Annotated in this window: 20 protein-coding genes; 12 read left to right on the forward strand and 8 right to left on the reverse strand. The window is 69.7% G+C overall.

Annotated elements, in window-relative coordinates:
- Positions 1–6: 6 nt before the first annotated feature.
- Positions 7–3,405, reverse strand: coding sequence for a DUF4132 domain-containing protein (locus BLU81_RS35255; RefSeq protein ID WP_092551325.1), 3,399 nt, complete (start codon positions 3,403–3,405; stop codon positions 7–9).
- Positions 3,406–3,477: 72 nt separating this feature from the next.
- Between BLU81_RS35255 and BLU81_RS35260 the strand changes: the two genes are divergently transcribed.
- A complete protein-coding gene (locus BLU81_RS35260) occupies positions 3,478–4,572 on the forward strand; it encodes a threonine aldolase family protein (protein ID WP_092551328.1) in 1,095 nt (364 codons plus the stop codon).
- Here the strand turns inward: BLU81_RS35260 and BLU81_RS49330 are convergent.
- Positions 4,569–6,188 (reverse strand): pectate lyase family protein, encoded by a 1,620-nt coding sequence (locus BLU81_RS49330; protein WP_172890679.1) that lies wholly within the window; start codon positions 6,186–6,188, stop codon positions 4,569–4,571. The two genes, BLU81_RS35260 and BLU81_RS49330, sit on opposite strands and share 4 nt — an antisense overlap.
- A 110-nt stretch (positions 6,189–6,298) precedes the next feature.
- On the opposite strand from BLU81_RS49330, the gene BLU81_RS35270 reads away from it, so the two are divergent.
- From BLU81_RS35270 to BLU81_RS51665, 6 genes are all read left to right on the forward strand, one after another.
- Positions 6,299–6,844, forward strand: coding sequence for a hypothetical protein (locus tag BLU81_RS35270; protein WP_092551331.1), 546 nt, complete (start codon positions 6,299–6,301; stop codon positions 6,842–6,844).
- 84 nt (positions 6,845–6,928) lie between these two features.
- Positions 6,929–8,071 (forward strand): Gfo/Idh/MocA family protein, encoded by a 1,143-nt coding sequence (locus BLU81_RS35275; protein ID WP_092551334.1) that lies wholly within the window; start codon positions 6,929–6,931, stop codon positions 8,069–8,071.
- Positions 8,068–9,207 (forward strand): dihydrodipicolinate synthase family protein, encoded by a 1,140-nt coding sequence (locus BLU81_RS35280; protein WP_092551337.1) that lies wholly within the window; start codon positions 8,068–8,070, stop codon positions 9,205–9,207. Before BLU81_RS35275 ends, BLU81_RS35280 begins: the two co-directional genes overlap by 4 nt.
- A complete protein-coding gene (locus BLU81_RS35285; RefSeq protein WP_092551340.1) occupies positions 9,204–9,995 on the forward strand; it encodes a sugar phosphate isomerase/epimerase family protein in 792 nt (263 codons plus the stop codon). Before BLU81_RS35280 ends, BLU81_RS35285 begins: the two co-directional genes overlap by 4 nt.
- A 276-nt stretch (positions 9,996–10,271) precedes the next feature.
- Positions 10,272–11,369 carry a serine/threonine-protein kinase gene (locus BLU81_RS35290; RefSeq protein WP_092551343.1) on the forward strand — a complete coding sequence of 366 codons (1,098 nt, stop codon included), beginning with the start codon at positions 10,272–10,274 and terminating at the stop codon, positions 11,367–11,369.
- 67 nt (positions 11,370–11,436) lie between these two features.
- On the forward strand, positions 11,437–12,750 hold the full coding sequence (locus BLU81_RS51665) for a calcium-binding protein (protein ID WP_092551346.1): 1,314 nt from the start codon (positions 11,437–11,439) through the stop codon (positions 12,748–12,750).
- Here the strand turns inward: BLU81_RS51665 and BLU81_RS35300 are convergent.
- Entirely contained in the window at positions 12,735–13,076 is a 342-nt protein-coding gene (locus BLU81_RS35300; RefSeq protein ID WP_092551349.1) for an ArsR/SmtB family transcription factor, read from the reverse strand. The two genes, BLU81_RS51665 and BLU81_RS35300, sit on opposite strands and share 16 nt — an antisense overlap.
- A 168-nt stretch (positions 13,077–13,244) precedes the next feature.
- Here BLU81_RS35300 and BLU81_RS35305 point away from each other — a divergent pair, with 168 nt between their 5' ends.
- Positions 13,245–13,616 (forward strand): hypothetical protein, encoded by a 372-nt coding sequence (locus tag BLU81_RS35305; protein ID WP_092558077.1) that lies wholly within the window; start codon positions 13,245–13,247, stop codon positions 13,614–13,616.
- A 78-nt stretch (positions 13,617–13,694) separates the two neighbouring features.
- Here BLU81_RS35305 and BLU81_RS35310 read toward each other — a convergent pair whose 3' ends face one another.
- From BLU81_RS35310 to BLU81_RS35325, 4 genes are all read right to left on the reverse strand, one after another.
- Positions 13,695–14,288 carry a biotin transporter BioY gene (locus tag BLU81_RS35310; protein WP_231953652.1) on the reverse strand — a complete coding sequence of 198 codons (594 nt, stop codon included), beginning with the start codon at positions 14,286–14,288 and terminating at the stop codon, positions 13,695–13,697.
- 99 nt (positions 14,289–14,387) lie between these two features.
- Entirely contained in the window at positions 14,388–16,349 is a 1,962-nt protein-coding gene (locus BLU81_RS35315; protein WP_092551352.1) for a M4 family metallopeptidase, read from the reverse strand.
- Between the two features lie 135 nt (positions 16,350–16,484).
- Positions 16,485–17,066: a DNA mismatch repair protein MutL gene (locus BLU81_RS35320; protein ID WP_231953653.1), complete on the reverse strand. Its 582-nt coding sequence runs from the start codon at positions 17,064–17,066 to the stop codon at positions 16,485–16,487.
- A gap of 66 nt (positions 17,067–17,132) precedes the next feature.
- The gene (locus BLU81_RS35325) at positions 17,133–18,344 is read right to left on the reverse strand and encodes an RNA-guided endonuclease InsQ/TnpB family protein (RefSeq protein ID WP_307833819.1); all 1,212 of its coding nucleotides are present in this window, start codon (positions 18,342–18,344) and stop codon (positions 17,133–17,135) included.
- A 184-nt stretch (positions 18,345–18,528) separates the two neighbouring features.
- Between BLU81_RS35325 and BLU81_RS35330 the strand changes: the two genes are divergently transcribed.
- From BLU81_RS35330 to BLU81_RS35345, 4 genes are all read left to right on the forward strand, one after another.
- Positions 18,529–19,215, forward strand: coding sequence for a response regulator transcription factor (locus tag BLU81_RS35330; RefSeq protein WP_092551361.1), 687 nt, complete (start codon positions 18,529–18,531; stop codon positions 19,213–19,215).
- Positions 19,212–20,480, forward strand: a complete 1,269-nt coding sequence (locus tag BLU81_RS35335) for a sensor histidine kinase (protein WP_092551364.1) — start codon at positions 19,212–19,214, stop codon at positions 20,478–20,480. The genes BLU81_RS35330 and BLU81_RS35335 overlap by 4 nt, the downstream gene beginning before the upstream one ends.
- 87 nt (positions 20,481–20,567) lie before the next feature.
- Positions 20,568–21,377, forward strand: a complete 810-nt coding sequence (locus tag BLU81_RS35340; protein WP_092551367.1) for a lytic polysaccharide monooxygenase — start codon at positions 20,568–20,570, stop codon at positions 21,375–21,377.
- On the forward strand, positions 21,362–21,967 hold the full coding sequence (locus tag BLU81_RS35345) for a DUF305 domain-containing protein (RefSeq protein WP_231953655.1): 606 nt from the start codon (positions 21,362–21,364) through the stop codon (positions 21,965–21,967). Before BLU81_RS35340 ends, BLU81_RS35345 begins: the two co-directional genes overlap by 16 nt.
- A 70-nt stretch (positions 21,968–22,037) precedes the next feature.
- Here the strand turns inward: BLU81_RS35345 and BLU81_RS35350 are convergent, their stop codons facing one another.
- Positions 22,038–24,809: an ATP-binding protein gene (locus tag BLU81_RS35350; protein ID WP_231953656.1), complete on the reverse strand. Its 2,772-nt coding sequence runs from the start codon at positions 24,807–24,809 to the stop codon at positions 22,038–22,040.
- Positions 24,810–24,849 lie beyond the last annotated feature (40 nt).

The following is a 24,849-nucleotide window of genomic DNA, read 5'->3' on the forward strand; positions in this document are numbered from 1 at the left end:
TCTCCCCTAGGACCCGGTCACATCGGTCAGATCCCGCAGGATCTCCGAGGCGGTGACCGGGTCCAGGCTGCCGAAGTTCACGTGCCCGCGCTTGTTCTCGTTCCACCACCGCGAGCCGGTGCCGTCGTGCAGGAAGACCTCGGTCACCTCCTGGTCGGGGAACATGTCCAGGTAGCCGATCGCGATCCCCGGCTTGATGGCGATGACCACCTCGCGCCCGGGCTCGACGGTGAACTCGATCTGGCTCTGCACACCCGCGTCCTGCGGGGTCTCCCGCCGCCAGCCCTTGCGCTCCAGGCCGATCAGCTTGGTGGCCGGCACCGTGATCCCGTGGAAGCGGGGCAGGGTGCTCGCCGTGCGCTCCTGCTCGGTGAGCGTGAGCACCGGCCGCCCGAGCTGCGGAAACGGCTGGAGGATCTCGTAGTCCGCGAACACCCCGGCCCACGCCGCGCCCTCGGCACCGAGGTGCAGCGGGTGCGCGACCCCGACGACGGCGTCGTCGGCCAGCGTGGTGGTGTCGTCGTCCACGGTGGAGAGTGACCGGTCCTCGGCGACCCGGAACGCGCCGCCCGGCTTCCCCGCCTCGTCGAACCGGACCCAGACCAGACGCCGGACGATGTGCCAGAGCAGCGGATGCTCGACGAAGAGCCGGTGGAACTCGGCACCGGACCACCGGCGGTTGGTGACCATCGCCTGCTCCAGCCTGCGCACCTGGTCGACCGCGACCGTGCGGACGTCCTTCTTCAGCGCGGTGAACTGTTTAGCGGCGGCCGGGGCCAGGACCTGGTCATCCTTCACACCGGGTTTGGGCAGGGCCTTGAGCCGCTTGCCGGTGCCGTCAGCGACGAACGGCCGGAGCTGCTCGTCGAACCCGACGGTGAACTGCCGGGGACCGTAGTCGAGGACCAGGCTGCCGTCCGCCGCCAGCCCGAAGTCCGGCACCAGCCGGTCGGCCAACTGCTCGGCGGTCAGCCCGAGCCTCTCCGCGACGGCCTGCAACCGCTCCTGGGCGGCGGACTTCAGCCCGGCGAACTTGGCACGCTGGGCGACCCGGTGCAGGTGCATCAGGGCGACGTCGGTGCCGATACCGGCCAGGATGTGCAGGCCGGTGACGGCCCGTTGATGGGCGCTCTGCCCGGGCCAGAGCATGATCAGCGGGGTCAGGTTCCGGACCGTGTCGTCGTCACCGAACAGCCCGAGCGCGTCCAGGGCCCAGATCTGTTTCGAGTCGGCGCCACTGGCCTGCCACTGCGCGAACAGGCTCCACGTGAACGCGGCAAGGCTCGCCGGCTCACACTTCTCCTCGACGTCGTCGAGTCCCGGACAGGGCGCGCCCAGCCGGGACATCGCCAGAGCGACGACCAGGTTCGTCACCGCCTCGTCCGGCAGCCGGCCCGACCCGTCGCGCAGCATCACCGGCCGGAGCAGCGCCGGCGCCGCCCACGTCGGCGCCTCCGGGACCTTGACCGGGTCGAAAGCGGCCGGGTCGGTGGCGAGCAGGGTTTCGATCGCGGCCGCGGCCTCCGCGCCGTAACCGGCGGCGGCCGTCCGTACCGCATCCGCCTGCCCGTTGGTGTTCAGCGCGAACAGTGCGGTCTCGGCTTGCCTACGGGCTTTGCCGGCTTTGCCGAGCGCCGGTGGGACGAGAGCGCGGGCCGCCGCGGCCGGGTGCCGCAGCAGCCACTCCAGCGCCTCCGCCTGCATGGACTTGAGCCGGGCCAGCCAGTCCGCCACCAGCACGGCGATGGCCGGGGACGCGAACGGCAGCAGGGTCTGGGCCATGTCGGACGCGTCACGGCGGGCCGCGTCGAGGATCGTCGGCAGTGCCGCCAGTTCGAAACGCGCGGCGACCGGCCGCAGGTACCAGCCGACGGGATCAGGTTTCCACGTAACCAGAGCGGGCCGGGCGATCTCGTCGGGCTGATCCCGGAAGAAGACTGCGGCCCGGGCCCGGCGCATCGCCGACCGGCCGGCGAGGATGTCCCGGAGTAGTTGTGCGGGGTCCCCTTCGGTCTCGTCGACGTACTCGTACTCCGGGATCCGGGTCGCGGCCCAGTCCTCCCGCTGACCCGGCAGCCAGTCCACCGTGGGCTCGTCGGTGCAGGTCAAGCCGGTGATGACAACCGGTTTGGGTCGCTCGTGCACGCGCAGCCACGGCGGGGAGGCGAGCACCGGTGGCACCATGGCGAGCGGGGCCGGGGCGACCGCACCGGCGTCGGCGACCAGTTTCCCGACCCGATCGGCGGCTTCCGGACCGAGCCGTGGGAGCACCTGATCGATCAGGTCGGCGTGTTTCACCAGATGCCCGCGGAGCAAGTCGGCCACGGCCCGCTTGCCGGCCGCCTCGGCGAGCAGCCGCAGTGACCGGGCCGGGAACCGGTCGGCGTGCTCCAGCAGGGCGGGCACCACGTATTTCGCGTCGATCCGGTCGATCAGCCCGCTGGTCACCTCGTCACCGGGGAGCAGGACCAGTGCGGAGAGCAGGCGCCGCATCGGGTCGGCGGTGCCGGTGGCGTCACCGAGCCAGTTGAACAGTGCCGGGGCGGCGGCCGCGCCCACCCCGTCGAGCATGGTGGTCAGCAGGGGCAGGGAGTTGACCATCGCGTACGCCGTGGCCACCGGGAACAGCGCCCGCACGTCGTCCGGTGTGCTCGCCGCGGTCAGCAGGATGGTCGCGAGGTACCCGTCGTGGGCGGTGCCGGTCGCCCACCGGACGTCCTCCTCGAACCAGTCGCGTCGGCCGGGGACGAGCACGGACGTGGCGGCCCGGGTGTAGGGGTGCGCCTGACGGTACGGCTCCAGGGCGGTGACGACCGCCGCGAACTCCTCGTCGGAGGTGGCGGCGAGAGCGTGCCGGACCCGCAGCAGGAGCCGCATCGAACTGTCCGCGGCCCAGCTCGACTTGGCCTCGCCGGGGCGCCGGTGCCGGATGCCGGGCTTGTCGTTCATGGTCGAGCGAGGGTACGGCGGAGCGAAGTCGTCCTCGATGATCAGCGACATCAGCGTGACCGCGGCCTCCGCAGCGAACGGCAGGCCTCGCTCGGTGATCCACACGTCGGCGAGCGGGCTGGCCATGCTGGCGTCGTGCCACCAGTGCGACCCGTAGGACTCCAGGATGAACCCGGCGACGGCGGCACCGAACGGTCGCGCCTCCGGATCGCCGGCCAGCCACTCGCGGGCGGCCAGCCGGGTCGGCTCCTCGGTGGTCCGCGCGGCCAGGACGCTGTCGAGGGTGGGGCCGCGCTCGGTGATCCGCTCGTCGATGGTGGCGCGGGCCGTCGCCGCCGGAGTGAACCGGCCGATCCCGGTGGTGCCCCGCCGCGCGGCCCGGTAACGCTGCCAGGAGGCGGGCAGGACGAAGGTGTCCTCATCGATGGGCTGCGGCGCGGACGGGAAACTCGACATGACGCGCACAGTAGCCACCGGGTCCGACAAAATCAGTCGGTCGTGAACAGCCGGCCGTGCGATCATCCGCGGATGGCCGACGACCTCAAACAGCGGCGCCTGCACGCGATGCGGGGCTGCGACCGGATCCTCTCCGGAACCCGCCCGAAGACGATCCGGGAGCGGCTCGCCGACCTCGAAGCCGGCGGCGACCTGGACGCGATGCCGGACTTCTACGGCGGCGGCCCGGTCACCGAACTGGAGGAACGGGTGGCTGGTCTGCTCGGCACCCAGGCGGCGGTCTTCTTCCCGACCGGGACGATGGCCCAGCAGGTGGCGCTGCGGTACGGCGTTGAGCGGACCGGTGTCACGGCTGTCGCGCTGCACCCGCTGAGCCACTTGGAGATGCACGAGCGGCACGCGTACTCGCAGCTCAGCGGCCTGCGCGCGGTCACCTCGACGCACGAGCCGCGCAACCCGACCGCCGCTGAGATCGCGGCGCTGGACGAGCCGGTCGGTTCGGTGGTGCTGGAACTGCCGATGCGTGACGCCGGGTTCGTCCTGCCGACCTGGGACGAGCTGGTCGACGTCACGGTGGCGGCCCGGTCGATCGGCGCCCGGGTGCACTTCGACGGTGCCCGTCTCTGGGAGTCGGTCATCCATCTGGGCCGGACCCTGCCGGAGATCGTGGCCCTCGCCGACAGCGTCTACGTCTCGTTCTACAAGTCGCTGGACGGGATCAGCGGGGCGGTGCTGGCCGGTTCCGACGAGATGGCCGGTTTCGCGCGGGCGTGGCGGCACCGGCACGGCGGAACGATCTTCCAGACTTTCCCGGCGGCGCTGTCGGCCCTCTCCGGACTCGACCGTGAGCTGCCACGACTGCCGGATTATGTCCGGCACGCCCGTACCGTCGCGGATGCTCTTGCTTCTCTGCCCGGCGCCCGGGTCTTCCCGCATCCGCCGCACACCCACCAGTTCCGTCTCTGGCTGCCGTATGCGGCGGACGCCCTGGCCGAGGCGGTGCTGACTCTGGCCGAGCGGGAGCGGATCTGGTTCGCCGGTGGCTGGCAGGACACCGACGTGCCCGGCTACGCGATGACCGAGGTCACGGTGGCCGGGCACGCTCTGGAGTGGACCGCCGAGGATGTGGCGGCGGCCGGTTGGCTGTTGGCGCAGGAGCTGGATTAGAGCTTTCCGGCGCCCGATCCGGCCTGCACCGCGGCGGAGACCGTGCTGGTGGCGTCGAGGGTCACCGCGTACGGCGCCTTGGTGAAGGTTCCGGTCTTGGTGATCTCCGGCGTTTCACCGCCGAAGTCGTTGCCGGAGATGACCGCGAAGCCGTCGAGGTCGGAGTCCTCGGTGGTCCAGACCGGCAGTTTGACGTTCACGAAGACGTTGTTCTGCACCAGGCACTGCGACTCCATCAGGCAGTGGATGCCGCTGGTCTTCGCGTCGGTGAACAGGTTGTTGTAGAGGTGCACGGTGCCGAAACGCAGGCGGGGCAGCCGGGACGCGACGTTGTCGAACCAGTTGTGGCTGTAGGTGACGCGCAGCTTGCCGGTGTCCTCGGCGGCGTTGTTGTCGCTGTGGCCGAGCAGCGAGCCCTTCGAGTGGTCGTGCAGGTGGTTCCAGGAGATCGTGACCAGGTCGGTGGCGTGCGTCAGGTCGAGCATGCCGTCGTAGAAGTCTTTGCCGTGGCTGGTGTCGTTGAACAGCTCGTTGTGGTCGATCCACAGGTGGTCGGACTTCTGCGCGGCGATCAGGTCGGTCGGCGCCTGCACGAACGAGATCTTCAGGTTGCGCACGATCACGTTGCTGGCGTTCTTGATGAAGATGCCCGCACCGGTGAGTCCGGCGTTGCTGCCGACGCCGACGATCGTCTTGTTCGAGGTCACGTCGACCCGGTCGGTGCCGCTGCCGGTGAGGATCGTGGAGATCTGCAGGATCTTCGCCCCGGTGGAGGCGGCCTCGGTCTTCAGCTGGCTCAGCGAGGTGATCTTGACGGTGGTGCCGCCGGCGCCGCCGGTGGTCCCGGCCCCGAATCCGATCGGGCTGGACTCGAACTTCCCGGTCGAGGCGGCCGGCGCGGACGTGGTGGGAGTGGCCGACGGCGCGGAGGTCGTGGGAGTGGCCGACGGCGCGGAGGTCGTGGGAGTGGCCGACGGCGGGGCGGTGGAGGCCGTCGTGGTCGTCACGGTGACGTCGTCGAACTGCGCGGTGGCGTCGAAGGTCTGCAGCCCGATCCGGCCCTTGCCGAAGGTCGTCGCGGTGGCGGACAGGATCGACGCCCCGTTGACCGAGCCGGTCAGCGAGTTCCCCTTGGCGGTCAGGCCGAGGTTGTAGACCGCGCCGGGCGTGACGGTCAGCGCCGCCTCACCGAGAACGGTGATGGTGCCGGATTTCACCGACTCCAGCCGCACCTTGTTCGTACCGCTCAGTGCCAGTCGGTAGTAGCTGGTCGAACTGGTGGACCGGGCCACGAGCGCGGCGAATCCACCGGCACTGACCGACAGCGGCTCGACCTTGGCGCTGACCGTGTAGTCGGCCCAGTCGGTGCTTCCGGCGAACTGGCGGGACAGGGTGGTGCCGGTCTTGGCCTGCTTCAGCACCTTGCTGCCGTCGCTGACGACCGACCAGGTGCCGCCGGACTTGGTCCAGCCCGCGGTGTCGCCGTCCTCGAAACTGTCGGTGAAGCCGACAGCGGTGGCATCGTCGGCGCCGGCGAACGAGACCGTGGCGACCGCGCCCATACCGGCTACGACCGCCGCCATGCCGGTCGCGATGGCGACCTTCCGCTTGTTCATCGGTGTTCCTTTTCGGTGGGGTGCAGTGCTCAGTTGTGGTCGGGGCACCCGGAACGGTTGCCGTGATCACCGTCACAGCAGGTTTGCGCGGCCGATGTTGAATGGCGCGGGTGGGCACCTGGCTGGCGACCATCCGTCTTCCCGGAGCTGTTCGGTACGCCGACTACAGCACCGTGGTCGACGCCGTCTGCCGGCCGTTGTACCCGTCGAGACACGAGTCGTACGGCCGGAACCGCGCGAGTGGTGAACCGCTGCCGGAGTTCCCGGATCGGCCGCTCGCCCCGGTCGGCGACTTGATCCTGGTCACGGTCGAGCGGGAGCCGGACGGTGACTCGTGGCACGCCCTCTACTGCCCGGACCGGGCGCAACTCATCGGCCCCGTCACCGATCACTACGGCTATCGGCTTCAGGACGACTACGAGCTGGTCCAGGGTCACCTGCGCCGGTGGGCCGACCCGCACGCCGAGTGTGGTGTCCCGCTCGATGCGCGCCCCGGCGAGGCCCCGCCGCCGGATCTTTTCGCCCAGTGGACCGATCCGGACCTCTGCCGTCGTTGTTTGCTCACCTGGTTGACACGACCGGAGGAGAATCGTCGACGTGACGCTGACGTGCCCGAATCGGTCCCGCGGCATCGATGGTGGCGGTTCGGCCGCTAACCCGCCCTTGTCGGAAGGCATTTCGACGCCTACGCTGCCAGCAGCAGGAAAGCGCTTTCCTATAAACCTCCGGAGGGATCCCGTATGGCAGCGCGTAGATCGATCGGCATCGTCGTCAACGGCGTCACCGGCCGGATGGGCTACCGGCAGCACCTGGTCCGCTCCCTTCTCGCCATCCGTGAGCAGGGCGGCGTCCCTCTCGCCGACGGCACCCGCATCTGGCCCGAGCCGATCCTGGTCGGCCGTGACCCCGACAAACTGGCCGCCATCGCGGAGCAGCACGGCCTGACCGAGTGGACCACCGACCTGGACGCGGCCCTGGCCCGCCTGGATGTGGAGATCTACTTCGACTCCCAGGTGACCTCGCAGCGGGAGAAGGCGATCCGCCAGGCCATCACCGCCGGCAAGCACATCTACACCGAGAAGCCCCTGGCCGAGGGCTCCGCCGCGGCACTGGAGCTGGCCGAGCTGGCCGCCGCCGCGGGGGTCAAGAACGGCGTCGTCCAGGACAAACTGTTCCTGCCCGGCCTGCGCAAGCTCAAGCGCCTGATCGACGGCGGCTTCTTCGGCCAGATCCTGTCGGTGCGCGGTGAGTTCGGCTACTGGGTCTTCGAGGGTGACTGGCAGGTCGCGCAGCGCCCGAGCTGGAACTACCGGCTCGCCGACGGCGGCGGCATCGTGATGGACATGTTCCCGCACTGGAACTACGTGCTCGAGGAGCTGTTCGGCACCGTCCGCTCGGTGCAGGCGACCACCGCCACGCACATCACCAAGCGGATCGACGAGCGCGGTGAGGAGTACGTGGCCGACGCCGACGACGCCGCGTACGCGATCTTCGAGCTGGAGGGCGGCATCATCGCCCAGCTCAACTCCTCCTGGACGGTCCGGGTCAACCGGGACGAACTGGTCGAGTTCCAGGTCGACGGCACCCACGGCAGCGCCGTCGCCGGCTTGCGCGGTTGCAAGATCCAGCACCGGGCCGGCACGCCGAAGCCGGTGTGGAACCCGGACCTGCCGCTGACCGGCAAGTCGTTCCGCGACGAGTGGAGCGAGGTGCCGGACAACGACGAGTTCGACAACGGCTTCAAGGTCCAGTGGGAGGCGTTCCTGCGGCACGTCGTCGCGGGCGAGGAGTTCCACTGGGACTTCACCTCCGGCGCCCGTGGTGTCCGGCTGGCTGAGGCGGGCCTGGAGTCGGCGCGTACCGGCCAGCGGATCACGCTGTGAGCACCGTCGACCTGCCCGGTGGGCGCAAGCTGAGACTCACCGCCAAGAGCTGGGACAAGCCGGCCGGGCCGCCGAGCAGCCGGATCGCGTACGCCGCCGCGCACGTCGTCGCCGACCCGCTGGCGGAGAACGCGCCGGGTGCGCCCGCGGCCCTCGACTGGGACGACACCCTGGCCTTCCGGCACCACCTGTGGTCGCACGGTCTCGGTGTCGCCGAGGCGATGGACACCGCGCAGCGGGGCATGGGCCTCGACTACGCGGCGACGAAAGAGCTGATCAAACGCAGCGCCGCCGAGGCGGCGTCGGTCGGCGGCAAGATCGTTGCGGGGGTGGCGACCGACCAGTTGCCGCCGGGTTCGGCGGTACTCCTGGACATTCATTCCGCGTACGAGCAGCAACTCGCCGACGTTCTCGCGGCGGGCGCCGCACCGGTCCTGATGTGCAGCCGTCATCTCGCTGCCACGGCTCGGGATGCCGACGACTATCTCAGCGTATATCGTGAGCTGTTGGATAAGTCCGACAAGCCGGTCGTGCTGCACTGGCTGGGCACCGCGTTCGACCCGGCCCTGGAGGGTTACTGGGGTTCGTCCGACGTGGACAAGGCCACCGAGACCGTGCTGGAGCTGATCAACAGCAACCCGGCCAAGGTCGACGGCATCAAGGTCTCGCTGCTGGACGCGGAGCACGAGATCAACCTGCGCCGTCGTCTACCGGCCGGGGTCCGCCTCTACTCCGGTGACGACTTCAACTATCCCGAGCTGATCAAGGGCGACGAACAGGGCTACTCCGACGCGCTGCTCGGCATCTTCGCGGCGATCACCCCCGCCGCCGCGGCCGCCTTCGCCGCTCTGGACCGTGGTGACCTGGACGAGTACGACCGGATCTTCGCCCCCACGGTCACGCTCTCCCGGCACATCTTCACCAAGCCGACCTTCTATTACAAGACCGGCATCGTCTTCCTCGCCTGGCTGGCCGGCCACCAGAAGCACTTCACCATGGTCGGTGGCCTCCAGTCCGGTCGCTCGGTGCCGCACTTCGCCACGCTCATCGAGCTGGCCGACGCCGCCGGGCTGCTGCCCGACCCGGCGCTGGCCGCGCACCGGGCGAACCGGTTCTTCGAGGTGACGGCCGGATGAACCGCTTCTCGTTCAACCAGATCACCGCGAAGCACTGGGACCTGGAAGACCTGGTCGCCGGCCTGACCGAGGCCGGTGTCGACAAGGTGGCGCTCTGGCGCGAGCCGGTGCAGGAGTACGGCCTGGAGCGCTCCGCCGCCCTGGTCCGTGATGCCGGCCTGTCGGTGACCACGCTCTGCCGCAGCGGGTTCTTCCAGCTCGACGGCTGGTTCGACGACAACCGCCGGGCCATCGACGAGACCGCTGCCGTGGGCGCGCCGGTGCTGGTCCTGGTCTCCGGCGGTCTGCCGGAGGGGTCGAAGGACATCGCCGGTGCCCGGGCCCACGTCGCCGACGCGATCGCCCAGCTGGTCCCGCACGCGTCCGCCGCCGGGGTCACCCTGGCGATCGAACCGCTGCACCCGATGTACGCCGCCGACCGCTGCGTCATCAACACCTGGGACCAGGCGATGGCCATCGCCGAACAGCACCCGGCCGCTCACGTCGGTGTCACCGTCGACACCTACCACCTGTGGTGGGACGACACGGTCCTGACGAAGATCGAAGCGGCCGGCGACCGGATCGCGATCTACCAGCTGGCCGACTGGATCACCCCGCTGCCGGCCGGCGTCCTGACCGGCCGTGGCCTGCCCGGCGCGGGCTGCGTGGACATGCGTGCCTTCCACGCGGCCGTCGAGAAGGCCGGATACACCGGCCCGATCGAGGTCGAAGTGATGAACGAGGAACTGTGGCAGCGCCCCGGCCGCGAGATCCTGGCCGATACGATCGCCGGTTACCAGGCCATCTGAGCACCGGGTAGACCCCGGTTCGCGGTCAACGACGCCCGCGAACCGGCCTCGCCCCACCCGCCTCTTCGCCCACATCACGCCGCCCGTACTCCATTGTGGAAACACTCGGCCGGGATTGTTAACCCGGAGGATGTACGCCCCGGGGCCCGGACAGGATAAGAATGAGGCCGCGTTCCGCAACGAGCCTTCGGCTGATCTTGCTGACCGGGTGACTGTTGCCGTTGTCGGGCGCGTCGGGTGAGATGCGTACTTTGAGGTCTGCGGGGGAGGCGACACGTGGCGGGGATCGACACCCCGGCTGGCTACTCGCGCCTGGAGCTGACCAGCACGGGTGCGGACGCCGGTGTCTACCGTGCCTGGGATGAGCGGGCCGGCCGGTGGGTGGTGCTGCGGCTCTTCCACCGTTTTGTCGGCGGCCGTTCCGAGGAGGCCGCGTTCGCGGCGCACGTCACCTCCGCCATCGGGCTCGGCCGTAACCCGTCGATCGTGCCGGTCCGGGCCGGTGGGATCACCGCGACCGGCCGCCCCTGGATGGCCCTCGACCACATCGACGCCCGCCCGTTCAGTGAGGTGCTGCGCGACGCCCCGCCCTCGCCGATCGAGGCGATGGAGCTGGTCAACGCCCTGGCCGACGCCCTCGCCTGGGCGCACTCGACCCGCCCGTCGATGGTGCACGGCTGGATCCGGCCGGAGTCGGTGCTGATCACCGCGGGCCGGACCCCGATGCTCACCCACTTCTCGGCGCCGCGACCGCCGGGCACGCCCGCACCGACTCCGCGCGGCGACGTGTTCGGGCTGGCCGGGCTGCTCTTCCAGGCTCTGACCGGTGGCCCTTGGCCGGGCCGGGGCGTCGACGACGACTGGATCATCTCGGGCTGGCCGGGTCTGAGCGTGCTGCTCGACGAGGTGCTGACGCCGGTTCCGGCGGTTGACACGATGGCGGTCTTCGCGACCCGGTTGCGGCAGGTGCGGCACGGTGCCGGCGTGATGCTCCCGTTGCCGGCCGGGGCCGGACCGGAGATCGTTCCGCGGCTCACCGTGCCGGACTCCCTTCCGGCTCTGCCGGTCGCCTTACCGGCTCCGCCGAAGATCGACGAGCAACCCCCGGCGGCGTACGGCCGGAGTCGCCACCTGCCGGTTCTGGCCGCTGCCCTGGTGCTGCTCCCGATCGGGTTCGGTGTGGTGCAGCTCTTCCCTGGTCGCGCCGTCGGCGAGGCCGAACCGGTCGCCCCGGCCGCCGCGGTGGAGTCGGCGGCCCCGACGGTCTGCGCGTCGGACACGCCGGTGCCGGGCACGCGGCCGTCGGTGCGCTCGCCGGGTGACGGCTCGTCCGGGTGCGACCGTCCCGGCGAATCGCCCCCGAAGGTGCCCTGAGCGGGGCAGCGCACCAGATCGAAGCGCGCCTACGATCCTCACACTGGTTCCAGGGGGAGGGTCCACAATGGCTCGTCAGGTTTGGTTGCCACTTCTCGCCACCGTTTCCACCGTTGCGCTGGCCTCGCCCGCTCAGGCGGCCGCGACCGGTGTGGCGTCGGTGGCGGGGACGACGATCGTGCAGTTCAAAGCGGCTGCCAAGAAGCAGAACCGGATCGTGGTGACCCGCTCCGGCAACACCGTCACTCTCGACGACCGGGTCGCGATCAAGGCCGGTCCTGGATGCAAGGCCGTCAAGAAGGACAAGACCAAGGTCACCTGCAAGCCGTCGCAGGCGCCGACCCGGATCCGCGTCTACGCCTACGACCTCGCCGACTCGATCACCAACCGGACCAGCCTGCCGTTCAGCGCGAGTGGCGGCTCCGGCGACGATGTCATCACCGGTGGGTCCGCCGCCGACGCGCTCTACGGCGGTGCCGGTGCCGACACCGTCCGGGGCAACGGCGGGCACGACTCGATCTGGGGCGACGCCGGTGACGACAGGATCTACGGCGATGCCGGGAACGACAAGATCTACGCCTGGACCGGCTTCAACACCGTCTACGGAGGTGCCGGCGACGACCACATCGAGGTCTGGACCGGTGGTAGCCGGGTCTGGGGTGACGCCGGCAAGGACACGATCTACGGCAGCCACAGCGCCGACCGGATCCTCGGCGGTGACGGCCCGGACGAGCTGTTCGGCCAGGGCGGCAACGACGTGCTCGACGGTGGAGCCGACCGGGACTACCTGCGCGGCGGCGACGGCGGCGACTCCCTGAACGGAAGTGCCGGCAACGACTCGATCGACGGCGACGGCGGCAACGATCTGCTCGCCGGGGGCGCCGGTGACGACGTGTTGCAGGGCAGTAGTGGCGACGACCGGGTCTACGGCGAGGCCGGGGCCGATCGGCTCATCGCGCACGCCTTCGACGGCGACAGCCGGACCGACGGGCATGGCGCGGACCGCTACGCGGGCGGCGCCGGTGACGACACGGTGAGCTACGCGTCGTACTTCAACTCGAACGTGTCCGCCGACCCGGACGGGGTGAGCGGTGACGACGGCGCCGACGGCGAGCGGGACACCATCGCCACCGACGTCGAGAACATCTGGGGTGGTGCCGGCAACGACCGGCTCATCGGCGGGCCCGGCGACAACTTCCTGTCCGGTGGGGCGGGCAACGACCGGCTGGAAGGTCGTGGCGGCGCCGACATGCTCTATGGCAACGAGGGCGACGACTTCCTGGACGGCGGGGACGACGGCGTGGCCGACACCCTCGACGGCTTCGAGGGCCGGGATGTCTGCGCTCAGTGGCCGCTGGACTTCGCTCAGCGCTGCGAGTAGTTCTGCGCGCGTAACTCCACCAGCAGGCCGTCCCGGTCGGTGAGGACGGCTCCGAGGATGCGCCGGCCTGCCGCGAGCAGGTCGGCGACGTCCGGGGTGCTGAGGGCGTACATCACCAGAGCGCCGTCCCGGAACGAGGTGACGATGCCGGCCCGGCGCAGGACCGCGAGCTGCTGGGACAGGTTGGAGGCCTCGACGTCGATCTCGGCGAGCAGGTCACGCACCGGCCGCGGGCCGCCCTGCAGCAGCTCCAGTACCCGGATCCGGACCGGATGGCCGAGTGTCCGGAACATCTCCGCTTTCGCCTGGTACAGCGGCACCGACACGTCCCCTCCCCTCTGACCGCTTTCGTAGTTGCAGAAATCTTCAACTGCCTGGTTGGTACGAACATTGAACCCATGTCCCGAGAGCGCCGAGGCGGACATCGTGTGCGACTCGTTCCGTTCGGTGTCGTACACGCTCTGCCACAGACCTGGACCGATGTGGAGGATCAGATGCCGGACATGGACGTAGCCCTCAAGGACGCGATGCAGATCGATGGCGCGATCGGAGCCGCGCTCGTCGACCGTTCCAGCGGAATGGCGCTGGGGGTCGCGGGCGGGAGCAGGGACTTCGACCTACAGGTGGCCGCCGCCGCCAACACCGAGGTGGTTCGCGCGAAGCTGCGCACGATGGAGATGCTCAACCTGCACGAGAAGATCGAGGACATCCTGATCACCCTCGACTCCCAGTACCACCTGATCCGCCCGTTGACCGGCCGTTCCGGGCAGGGCCTGTTCCTCTACATCGCGCTGAACAAGGACCGCGCCAATCTCGCTCTGGCCCGGCACCAGTTGAAGCGGATCGAGGGCGGCCTCGACCTCTAGGATGATCCCGCTGATCGGATTCGCACATCTGTTCGAGTTATCCACAGGCTGTGCACACAGCCTGTGGGTATCCCGGATTCAGCGCCGGCGGTTGATCAGCAGCCAGGTACCGGGGAGCAGAGCCGCCGCGAGCAGCACCTTCAGCACGTCGCCGATCAAGTACGGAACCAGGCCGTTGGCGGCCGCGGAGGCCAGGTCGGAGCCGGTGGCGACGGCCAGCCACGGCACCCCGACCAGGTAGATCAGTGAGTGCCCGGCGGCCATCAGGCCGATCGTGTGCGAGGGGCGGCGGTCCCCACCGAGCGCCGCGAGCTGCCCGATCAGCGCGGTCGCGATGATGAATCCGAGCAGGTAACCGGCGGTGGCCGAGGGCCAGCCGGAGGTGCCGCCGGCGAACCACGGGACCCCGAGCACCCCGGCGACCAGGTAGAGCAGCATGCCGGCCGAGCTGCGGGCCGCGCCGAGGGTGGCACCGGCCAGCAGGACGGCGAAGGTCTGCCCGGTGATCGGCACGGGTGATCCGGGAACCGGGATGGAGAGTTGCGCGGCGAGGCCGACGGCGCCGGCCGCACCGAGGATCAGGACCACATCGCGTACGGCGGACCGGCCCCACACGTCGGCGAGCACTCCGGTCGGCCGGCCCTCAACGATGCCGAAAGCGCTGTATGTCACCGGGGCTCCTGTCCGTACGGGTGGGAGGAACGATAGGCCCCCGGGTGCCAGAACGGCAGTGACCAGGGGCCTATCGTGATCGTTTCGGAGCCTCTCCGGTCAGACGGTGAGGGTCCAGGTGTTGATGTAACCGGTGTCCGAGGAGTAGAGGTCCTGGGCCTTCAGGCGCCAGGTGCCGTTCGCAGCCTCACTCGACAGGTTCGCCGTGTAGGTCGCGACGACGTTGTCGGTGCTGTCCGAAGTGGACGTCGCCTTCAGGGCGTAGACGGTGCCGTCCGGCGCGACCAGGTCGAGCTTCACGTCACCGCGGTAGGTGTGCACCACGTTCACCGCGATCGTCGACGTCGACGAGGCGCTGCGGGCGCAGCCACTGATCGCGATGTCGCTGTAGACCGCGACGCCGGCGTCCGGGATCGAGACGTCGGTGGCGTTGGTCCCGGCACAGCCCGCCGGAGCGGACGTCGTCGAGGTGGTGGGGGAGGCCGTCGGCGACGTGGTCGAACCGGTGCAGGTCGGGTCGGCGGTCTGGGCCGGCACGCTGACGGCGTCCCAGGCGGCCTTGGTGGTGTTGAAGAGTGCGCAGGTGCTGTCCAGGGCCTTGGCCGAGGTCAGCGTCCAGGTGCGGTACTTCAGGTAGGACGAGCTGGAGGTCTTCATCAGCATCGCGTTGTACATGATCTTGGTGGCGGTCTGGATGCCGACGCCGGTGATGGCGCCGCTGCCCGAGCAGCGGGTGCTGGCGGGCTGGCCGTTGGTCGGGGCGGTGCCTTCGGCGAGCAGGTAGAACCAGTGGTTTCCGGGACCGGCCGCGGCGTGCACCTCCTGGCTGGGGGTGCTGCTGGAGTAGCAGTTGTCGTCGCCGGCGAGTGACGGGTTGTACATGTAGCGGATCGGGCCGGAGCCGACCAGGTTGACCTCTTCGCCGACCTGGTAGTCGGCCGGGTCGCTGGCGTTCGCGGCGTAGGCCTCGGTGGCCGCGCCGAAGACGTCACCGACGAACTCCTGGGTGCCGTTGCCGGAGATGCCGCCAGGGGTGTTGTCGTCGATGCCGTGACCGATCTCGTGACCCACCACGTCGAGCGAGGAGATCCACTGGCCGGCGTTGTTCTTGCCGATCTGGACCTGGGTGCCGTCGTAGTACGCGTTCACCTCGTTCAGCCCGACCCGGATCGGCCAGGCGCCACCGCTGCTGGTGAAGCCGGTACGGCCCAGCCAGGACGACAGCATCGCCTTCTGCTTCTGCGCCGCGTAGAACGCGTCGACGCAGCCGGTCTCCTTGTTGGTGCCGACGCCGGTGCCCCACGCGTTGTCGGTGCCGCTGAAGGTGGTGTTGGTCGACGCGTCCTGACAGGTCAGGGTCGCGATCGACGGGTCCTTCAGGCTGTACGTGCTGCTGGACAGCGTGGTGTCCAGGCTGACCGAACCGACGATCCAGCCGGTCCCGGTGCCGGTCACCTCGGTGACGTGCTCCTTGGTGCGCAGCACTGCGCCGCTGGTGGCGTCGACGTCGACGGTGAGACGGCTGACCTGATCCTCACCGTGATCGTTGACCTTGGTGCCGTTGACGGTCGACTCCCAGGCCAGCGCCGGAGCAGACTCCGAGTTGACCACGACGAGGCGGGTGCTCTCGACGTTCTTCACGGTCTTGAGCTCGGCCTTCGCGAACGGCACCGAGTCGGCCGCGGAGAGCTTCGGGGTCACCGAGAGGTCGCCGATCGGCCGGGTCTGCGCGACCGACGTGTACTGCGTCTGACCGGACTGGTCGGTGACGACGACGAAGTCACCACCGATGACCGGCAGACCCTTGTACGTGCGGTCGTACGGGACGTACTGCAGCTTGTCTGTGGTGATCACCTGGCGTTGGACGAACGCCTCGCCGTCGCTGGACTGCAGCACCGGGGGACGTCCGGCCACGAGAGCCGACGCGCTGTCCGACGCGCGCGCGGCCAGCGCGGCGGGATCGGACGGAATGGCGGTCGCCGGTCCGGCGACCGCCACCATCGCTGAGGCGGCCGCGGTCGCGGCAGCCAGTGCGATGACGACTGGGGTACGTGATTTCACGCCTACTCCTCTCCCGCCCGTGGGGGTTCGGGCGGGCCTCAACCGTCCGTAGACGGCGGGTCACACCGAGGTGACTTGAGGTGAGACGTTAGATATCGACAAGCTTCACCGAATCGGGGAAAACCCTTGCGAGGGTCAGCCGCCGATCTCGCTGACCTCGACGAACGGAGCATCGTTGAACCACTGTGCGTGAACGATGAAGCTGTGGTTGGTCTCGTTGAAGTAGACCGCCAGGTTCACGTCGGAGCCCTGCTTCACCACCTGGAAACCGTCCGCCGGAGTGGCTGTGACCAGCGAGACGATGCCCTTGCTGGTCATCTTGATCACCGCCGTGCCGCCCTCGGTCACGAACGACTTCAGATAGGTCTTGACGCCGTCACTGGTAGTGACGGTCCAGCCGTCCTCGACAGTTGTCGCCGGTTTAGTGGTGGGAGTCACTCGGGACGGTTCAATCGAAGTGTGTGATTTCGACGACGGTTTCGGCTCGGCCGTCGACCGGGTGCGCGACGGCGCGGGCCGAGTGGTCTTCGCCGGCGGCGGCACGTCACTCGTCTCGGCCACCGCGGTCGGTGCCGGAAGCTGATTGATGTCCGGCAGCTCGCCGGACCCGGTCCGGGCGGCACTCAGCACCGGAGTCAGCGCGACCGAGGAGAGCGCGATGCTGGTCGCCGTGGCCAGACACCACCCCGCTATCGGCATCCAGCGGGAAGAGCGCACGCGGCCATCCTCTCACCTGCCCCTGTGACTCCTCCGCCCGATGGACCGAGCGGCTTCTCTGAACGTTTAAGCGGTCAGAAGGGCCAGCCCGGCCCTGAGTACGTTGATGGCGCCGACGACGTCAGCGTGATCGGTATAGTCACACGACATGCAACGGAAGTCGGCTTGGGTGAGGCGGTTCTCCCGCGCACAATGCCCACAGAGCGGGCACGTGCGGGAGGTGTTGGCGGGGTTGACCTCGACAACCACGCGTCTGGCGCTTTCAGCCTTGGCCCGAAGTACGGTGAGGAACACCCCCCAGCCCGCATCTAGGATCGACCGATTCAAGCCGGTCTTCTGTGCCACGTTGGTCCCCGGCTGATCAGCGGTGCCGGACGCCGAACGTGTCATGTTCGTGATGCTCAGTGCTTCGACCGCGATTACGTCATAGTTCTCGACCAGCCAACGGGCGGTCTTGTGGGCATGGTCAAGGCGTCGTCGACGGACCTTGGCATGCAAGGCGGCGACCCGGTCGCGAGCCTTACCCCGCCGGCGGGAGCGGGTTTTGCGGCGAGCGAGAGCCTGCTGGGCGGCCGCCAGTCGGGCGGCGGTGCGGCGCCCGTATCGCGGATTGGTGACATGAACGCCGTCGGAAGTGGTCAGGAACGAGGCGATGCCCATGTCGACGCCTATCGACCGGCCGGTGTGCGCGAACGCTGGCTCGGGAACGTCATCACAGGACAGAATCAGGTACCAACGTCGGCCTTCACGCTTGATGCTGATCGTCTTGATGACCCCTTCGGTCTTGCGGTGGGCGTGGACCCGGACGTGACCAATACCTTGAAGGTAGACGCGGGTCTGCCCGCTGTCGGGAGTGGAATCCCAGCGGCAGCCGTCCCGGTCCTTGGGCCATTCGACGGTGTCGAACCAGCCCGCCCCCTTGAACCGGGGAAATCCTGGTACCTGGCCGGTTCTCAGTCGCCGAAGGAAGGCCTGGAACGTCTTGTCAAGGCGGCGCAGAGTGGCCTGCTGAGAGGAGAACGACCAGCGAGCTTGGCCTAAGGGATCGGCGCGGCGGATGTCCTTGAGCTGTGCGGACTGTTCGCCGTAGCGGATGGAAACCTTGGCCTTGCGGTACGCCTCGCGGCGTTCCTCCAGCGCTGCGTTGTACAGGTTCCGGTGAGCGTCGAGGCATGCAGTCAGCATCTGTTGTTGCCCGGTAGTAGGCCGTAGCAGAAACTTGAACGACTTCCTCACTGCGCGCGGCCCCCGACCGAGCAGCGGTCCTGCGGGCGCCACACCAAGTGGTGTCCGAAGTCATATTCCGCCTTTGCGGAGAACGGCGCTCCACGGCTCACATCGCAAATCTATGCACGTTTCATATCCATCAGTCGCACCCGGAGTGTGATTACGACTGAGTTACCGTGCTGCCCACCCCGGTCCATCGGTCGTAAGAATGCGATAGTCCCTTCGGAGGTAACTGATGGCGATGATCCTGTTGGTCGAGGACGACCGCATCATCACGGCCGCGCTGACCCGGGCCCTGACCGATGCCGGGCATGTGGTGCGCCCGGTCGGCCTGGCTGCCCAGGCGCTGAAGATCGTCACGCAGGAACGGCCCGACCTGGTCATCCTCGACCTCGGGCTGCCCGACATCGACGGCACCGACGCGCTGCGTATGATGCGAACCGTCTCCGACGTCCCGGTCATCGTGGCCACTGCCCGGCGCTCCGAGGCGGACATCATCGCCCTGCTCTCGGCCGGCGCCGACGACTACGTGACCAAGCCGTTCTCCGGCGGCCACATCCTGGCCCGTATCTCCGCCGTGCTGCGCCGGTCCCGCGCCACCGTCGAGCAGCAGCCCAACGCCATCACCGTGGGCGAGCTGGTGATCCGCCCCCGACAACGCCGGGTGGAGTTGCGGGGCGAGCCGCTGCAACTGACCCGCCGCGAATTCGACGTCCTCGCCTACCTCGCCGAGCGCGTCGGTCAGGTGATCAGCCGGCGCGAGCTGATGAACCAGGTGTGGCAGCAGGCCCGGATCGGTGAGGAACAGACCATCGACGTACACATCTCCTGGTTGCGCCGCAAGCTCGGCGAGACCGCCGCCAAACCGTGCTACCTGCACACCGTACGAGGCGTGGGTGTGATGATGGTCGATCCGCAGTGAGGTGGGCGCTCAACCGCCTCGCCCTGGCGATCACCTCGATGGTGGCTCTGGCGTTCCTGGTCCCGCTCGCGGTGGCGACCCGGCAGATCGCCTACGACCGGGCCATCTCCGACGCCCGCCAGCAGGCCACCTCGATGGTGACAGTGCTCGGCGTCAACAGTGACCCGTTCACCCTGACCAACGCGGTCGCCAGCACCGCCGCCGGCAGCGTCGGAAGGCTCGCCGTCCACCTGCCCGGCGTCGACCCGATCGGCAACACGCACCTGACCGGTGAGGTGGTGCGACGGGCCGCACAGGACCGGCGGGCGGCCACCGCGCACACCGACGACGGGGTGGCGTACCTGCAGCCGACAGTGCTCACCGACGGTCGTACCGTCGTGGTCGAGGTCTTCGTCCCCGACGAGGAGACCCGGCGCGGTGTCGTCGTCGCCTGGCTCGCCCTCGGCGGCCTCGCCGTGGTCCTGGTCGGCGGCTCGACCCTCTTCGCCGACCGGCTCGGCGGCCAGCTGGTGCGCGCCACCCGCCAGCTCGCGGCGGCCAGCCGTCGTCTCGGCGGCGGCGAACTCAACAAACGGATCACCCCCGTCGGCCCGCGCGAACTGCGCGACGCCGCGAGCGCCTTCAACGGCATGGCCGACGATCTGCGACGGTTGCTGGACCGCGAGCGGGAACTGGCCGCCGACCTTTCCCACCGATTGCGTACGCCACTGACCGGTCTCCGCCTGGACGTCGAAGCGATGCCACCCGGTCCGATCGCGGAACGCATGCGCCAAGCCTGTGACCTGCTGGACGAGGAGCTGGAGGCGATCATCACCGGCGCCCGGCTGGGCAGCATCGAGAATCGTGGCTCCCAACAGTGCGACCTGGTCGACGTGCTGGCCGACCGCCTCGCCTTCTGGTCGGTGCTGGCCGAAGATCAGGAACGGCCGTGGGAGGTGGTCGGCGGCAACGAGCCGGTCCTGCTCCCGATGCCGGCCGGTGAGATGATCCTGGTGGTGGACGCCCTGCTCGGCAACGTCTTCTCACACACCCCTGACGGCACCGCGTTCCGGGTCCTGGTCTCGGCCGGCGGCCTGCTGGTCGACGACGCCGGCCCCGGGATCGTCGACCCGGAGACCGCGGTGAAACGCGGTTACAGCGGCGCCGGCTCAACCGGCTTGGGCCTGGACATCGTGCGCCGGGCGGCGGAGACCGTCGGCGGGCGGATGGTGATCGACCGATCGTCGCTGGGCGGCGCCCGGATCGGCTTCCTGCTGACTTTATGACCCTCTTCCGGTCTCGTTAAGGCCCCGTTATGGCAGCGCCTCATAACGTTCCGGTTCGTAATCGCCGGACGGATTTGGAGTGCTCACATGCGCAGGATGATCGCCTACCCGCTGGCCACCCTCGGGATGGTCGCATCGAGCCTGGCGGTCGCGTCGTCGCCGGCCATGGCACACGGCTACGTCTCCTCGCCCCCGAGCCGCCAGGCCCTCTGCGCCGCCGGCACCGTCGCGGACTGCGGCGCCATCCAGTTCGAGCCGCAGAGTGTGGAGGCTCCGAAGGGGTCAAAACAATGCAATGGTGGAAACTCCGCCTTCCCGGTCTTGAACGACGAGTCAAAGAACTGGCCGGCCGCCACCGTCGGGAAGTCGGCGACCTTCAACTGGGTGCTGACCGCCCGGCACCGAACCGCCACCTGGGAATACTTCGTGGACGGTACGTCGGTCGCCACTTTCGACGACAAGAACGCCATCCCCGCGGCTTCGGTCTCGCACACCGTCGACCTGAGTAGGTTCTCCGGCAAGAAGACGGTGCTGGCGGTCTGGAACATCGGCGACACCCCGATGGCCTTCTACAACTGCGTGGACGTCAACATCGGCGGCTCCGGCTCCGGCGGCTCGACCCCGACCACGCCGACCACCGCCCCCACGACCACCCCGCCGTCGACCGGTGCGCCCACCACGCCGCCGGCCACCACGCCCACCACGGCGCCGACGAAGACCGCCGCCCCCACCGCCACGTCCGGCGGCAGCGGGTCGGCTTGGGCGCCGGGCGTCACCTACAAGACCGGCGACAAGGTGACTTACGAGGGCGTCACCTACCAGTGCCGTCAGGGCCACAGCGCGATCCGAAGCTGGGAGCCCGGCATCTGGACGCTCGCCCTGTGGCTGCCGCTGTGAAGCGCCGGCTGATCTTTGCCGCCGCGGCTTTCCCGCTCCTGCTCGGAGCCTGCGGCACCGACGTAACCCCTGCCCCGACCCCGGCCGTCAGCGTCACGAACGTCTCCGAGATCACCGCAGGCGCAACGTACAACGACACCGACGTGATGTTCCTGCAGATGCTGATCGACAACCAGGAGCAGGGCCAGCAGATGGCCCGGATCGCGGCCGAGCGCGCCACCCGCCCCGAGATCGTCGCCTTGGCCGAGGCTGTGCAGGTCACCCAGGCCGACGAGCTCAAACTGATGAAGAGCTGGCTCGACGAGTGGAACCGCCCGACCGTCCTCGACAAACGGGTCAGCCTGCACGCCGACCACGGCGGCATGCCCAGCACCGGCGACGAGGAGATCGCCTCCTTGAAGACGATCAAAAAGGCCCAGTTCGAAACAGCCTTCCTGAACCTGTTCCTGGCCCACCAGCACAACGCGGTCGAATTCGCCCAGCTGGAGCTGGACAAGGGCACCAACACCCTGTCCAAGTCCTTCGCCGAACGGGTAAAGCAGTCCCGAACCGACCAGGTCCAGCAGATGCTCAAACTCCTCGCCGGCTGAAGTCCCTCCACGTGGAACAGGGCGGTCCATCACGGACCGCCCTGTTCTCGCCGTTCCCGTTCGACCTGCACTAGCGGATCTCCGGGAGCCTCCCGGCGGACATCGGCGTGGCCTTCATCCCGGCGAGCGCCTCCTCGCCCCGGCCCCGTTCCGGGCCGCCGGCGAGGACCAGCGTGCGGGCCCACTGATAGCGGCAGCCGGCCGCTCGCATCCGCTCCGCGACGGCGAGCATCCCGTCACGGTCGTTGTCGGCGAACGCGGCCGAGCGCTCGACGATGGCCCGGGCGATCGGATTGCCCGCGGTCGACCGCCGCGCCCGGTTCAGCCGTCCGACGGCCTCGGGGTGTCCGGCGAGCACGGCCGACTCGGCCCACAGCGCCGCGTACCAAGGCCGCCAGAGCGCGTTGTACCAGGAGCGGAGATCGTCCGGCGGGCTGGCGAACAGCGCCGCCGCCTCGCCGGGATGCCCACGGTGCAGTAACAGCAGCGCGTCGAAGAACTCGTCGTGGTGGACGTCGCACGGGGAGAGCGAATTCAGCGAGTGGCTCATCCCCAGCCAGGTGGCGCGGCTGGCGTCGTCGCCTCGCAGTCCGTGCACGGTGGCCGCGGCGTACGTGCCCCGGCTGAGGTTGCCCGCCCGTGGCCGTCCGGCCCGTTCCCAGTCGTCCCGGAACCGTCCGGCGAGCTCGAGGGTCTCGTCCCAGGCCCCGGCGAGGGCGGTGACGACCATCAGCCGGGAGTTGGCCAGATGGCGCTCCTCCCGGTGGAGAGGCAGGTCCCGGAGCCGCTCGGCGAGCCGGCGGGCTGACGTGAGGTCACCGGCGGCGATCGCGGTGTCGGTTGCCATGATGTACGCGTCCAGCACCTCGTAGGCGCCGGTGTCCGCCCGCACCGGCCGCGTCGCGAGAAGCTCGATGCGGTGCAGCGCCCAGTCCGCCGCCGTGCCGAGCTGATGGTTCGCCAGTTCCACGGACGTGAGCTGGTCGAGCGCGGAGCTCTCGCTCAGCGGGTCGCCGGCCTCGCGAGCACGGGCCAGGGCGCGATCGATCAGGTCAGTGTTCCCGGGGTCGAACGGCGACCCGGCGTGCGCCCGGGCGGCCAGCACCCGTGCGGTCGCGACCGGGTCGTCGTCGGCCAGCGTGGTGGCCTCGGCGATCAGCCGCTCGGCCTCGTCCGGCGGCGTCGGACCGCTGAGCAGCCCGGTGTTGCGATGAAGCATCTCGGCGATCAGGGCCAGGTCGTACGCGGCGCGCGGCCGGTCACCGGCGCGCCGGGCGGCGTCGGCGGCTGCCCGGTGCAGCCGGATCGCTTCGTTGCCGACGTGCGCGACCTTGGCCGCCTCGGCCGCGCTGCGCAGCGCGACCGCCGCCTGCTGATCGCCTGTTGCGAGGTGTGCGGCCTGTTCGTACCGTCGCTGGGCCTCGCCCGGCAGGCCGCGGGCGAAACACAGCTCGGCCAGGCGAACCGCCAGCCGGTACCCCGCGTCGCTGGGCTCCGCGCCGGCGATGGCCTGCGACAGCGCCGCGCGAAGTTCATCGGCGACCCGGTCGAACCGGGCCTCCCAGCTGGCGGTGTCCGGCAACTCGCCGAACGTGTCGGCCAGGACCAGGCACCACCGCAGGTGCCGGGCGTGCGCCTCGGCCAGTTCGCCCGCCTCGGTCAGGCGGTCGCCGCCGTACTGGCGAATCGTCTCTAGCGCCCGGTACCGGGTCTCGGTTGGATCGGGCGTGACCGTCAGCAGGCTCTGCTCGGTGAGTGTGGCCAGCGCCGCGGCGATCCCGTCCGGTTCGGCAGGTGGCCAGCCGGCCAGCAGCCCCGCGGCGTCCGGCGCGGTGAACGGCGTGGCGAAGACCGACACACGGCGCAACACCACCCGCTGAGCCTCGGACAGCAGGGCGTGGCTCCAGTCCACGGCCGAGGCCAGCGACCGGTGTCGGTGCTCGGCCGGCCGGCCGCCGGCCAGCAGCCGCATCCGGTCGGCCAGCCCGCCCTCGAGCCCGTCCAGCCCCAGCGCGGGAAGCCGCGCCGCCGCCAGCTCGATCGCCAGCGGCATCCCGTCGAGTCGGCGGCAGATCGCGGTGACCCGCTGCGCATCGGTGACCAGGCCGGCCCCGCCGCTGGCCTCGGCCCGGGCGCGGAAGAGTTCGGCCGCGTCGCCGTCCGACATCCCGGACACCGGGAAGACCCGTTCGTACGGGGTCAGCAGGCGGGCCCGGCCGACGGTCAGCACGCGCACCCGTGGGCAGCGCGTCAGTAACTGCTCGACCAGCGCCACTACGCCCTCGGTCAGATGCTCGCAGTTGTCCAGGACGAGCAGCGCCGCCCGCCCGCCCAGCCGTGCCACGACGGTGTCCGCAGCCGAGCGGCCAGCGTGCCCGCGTCCACCCAGTGCTTCTGCCACGGCCGCCGCGACCATCTCGGTGTCGGTAACCGGTACCAGATCGACGTACGTGACGCCGTCGGCGAGCCGGCCGGCCAGCTCAGCCGTGGCGGCCAGCGCCAGCCGGGTCTTGCCGATGCCGCCCGGCCCGACCGCGGTGACCTGACGATGCTCGTCGAGCGCGGCGATCAGCGCCGCCCGCTCGGCGGCCCGGCCGATCAGCGGGGTCAGCGCCAGCGGCAGCGCGTTGGCCAGTGGCGGCGGCGGGATGCCGGCACCGGCCAGGCCGGCCAGTGCGCGCCGGTCGATGGCGTCGGCCTTGCGTAGCAGCGAGGAGACGTGGCTCTCTACGGTGCGGATCGAGATGCCCAGGCGGGCGGCGATCTCCGCGTTGGTCAGGTGTGCGCCGACGCCGGCCAGGACCTCCGACTCTCGGGCGGAAACGCCCGCAATCCCCGTCACACCGTCGATTGTGCTCTATCTATCGACTAGGCGCGTGCGC

Source organism: Actinoplanes derwentensis (genome assembly GCF_900104725.1).
GTDB classification, from domain to species: Bacteria; Actinomycetota; Actinomycetes; order Mycobacteriales; family Micromonosporaceae; genus Actinoplanes; species Actinoplanes derwentensis.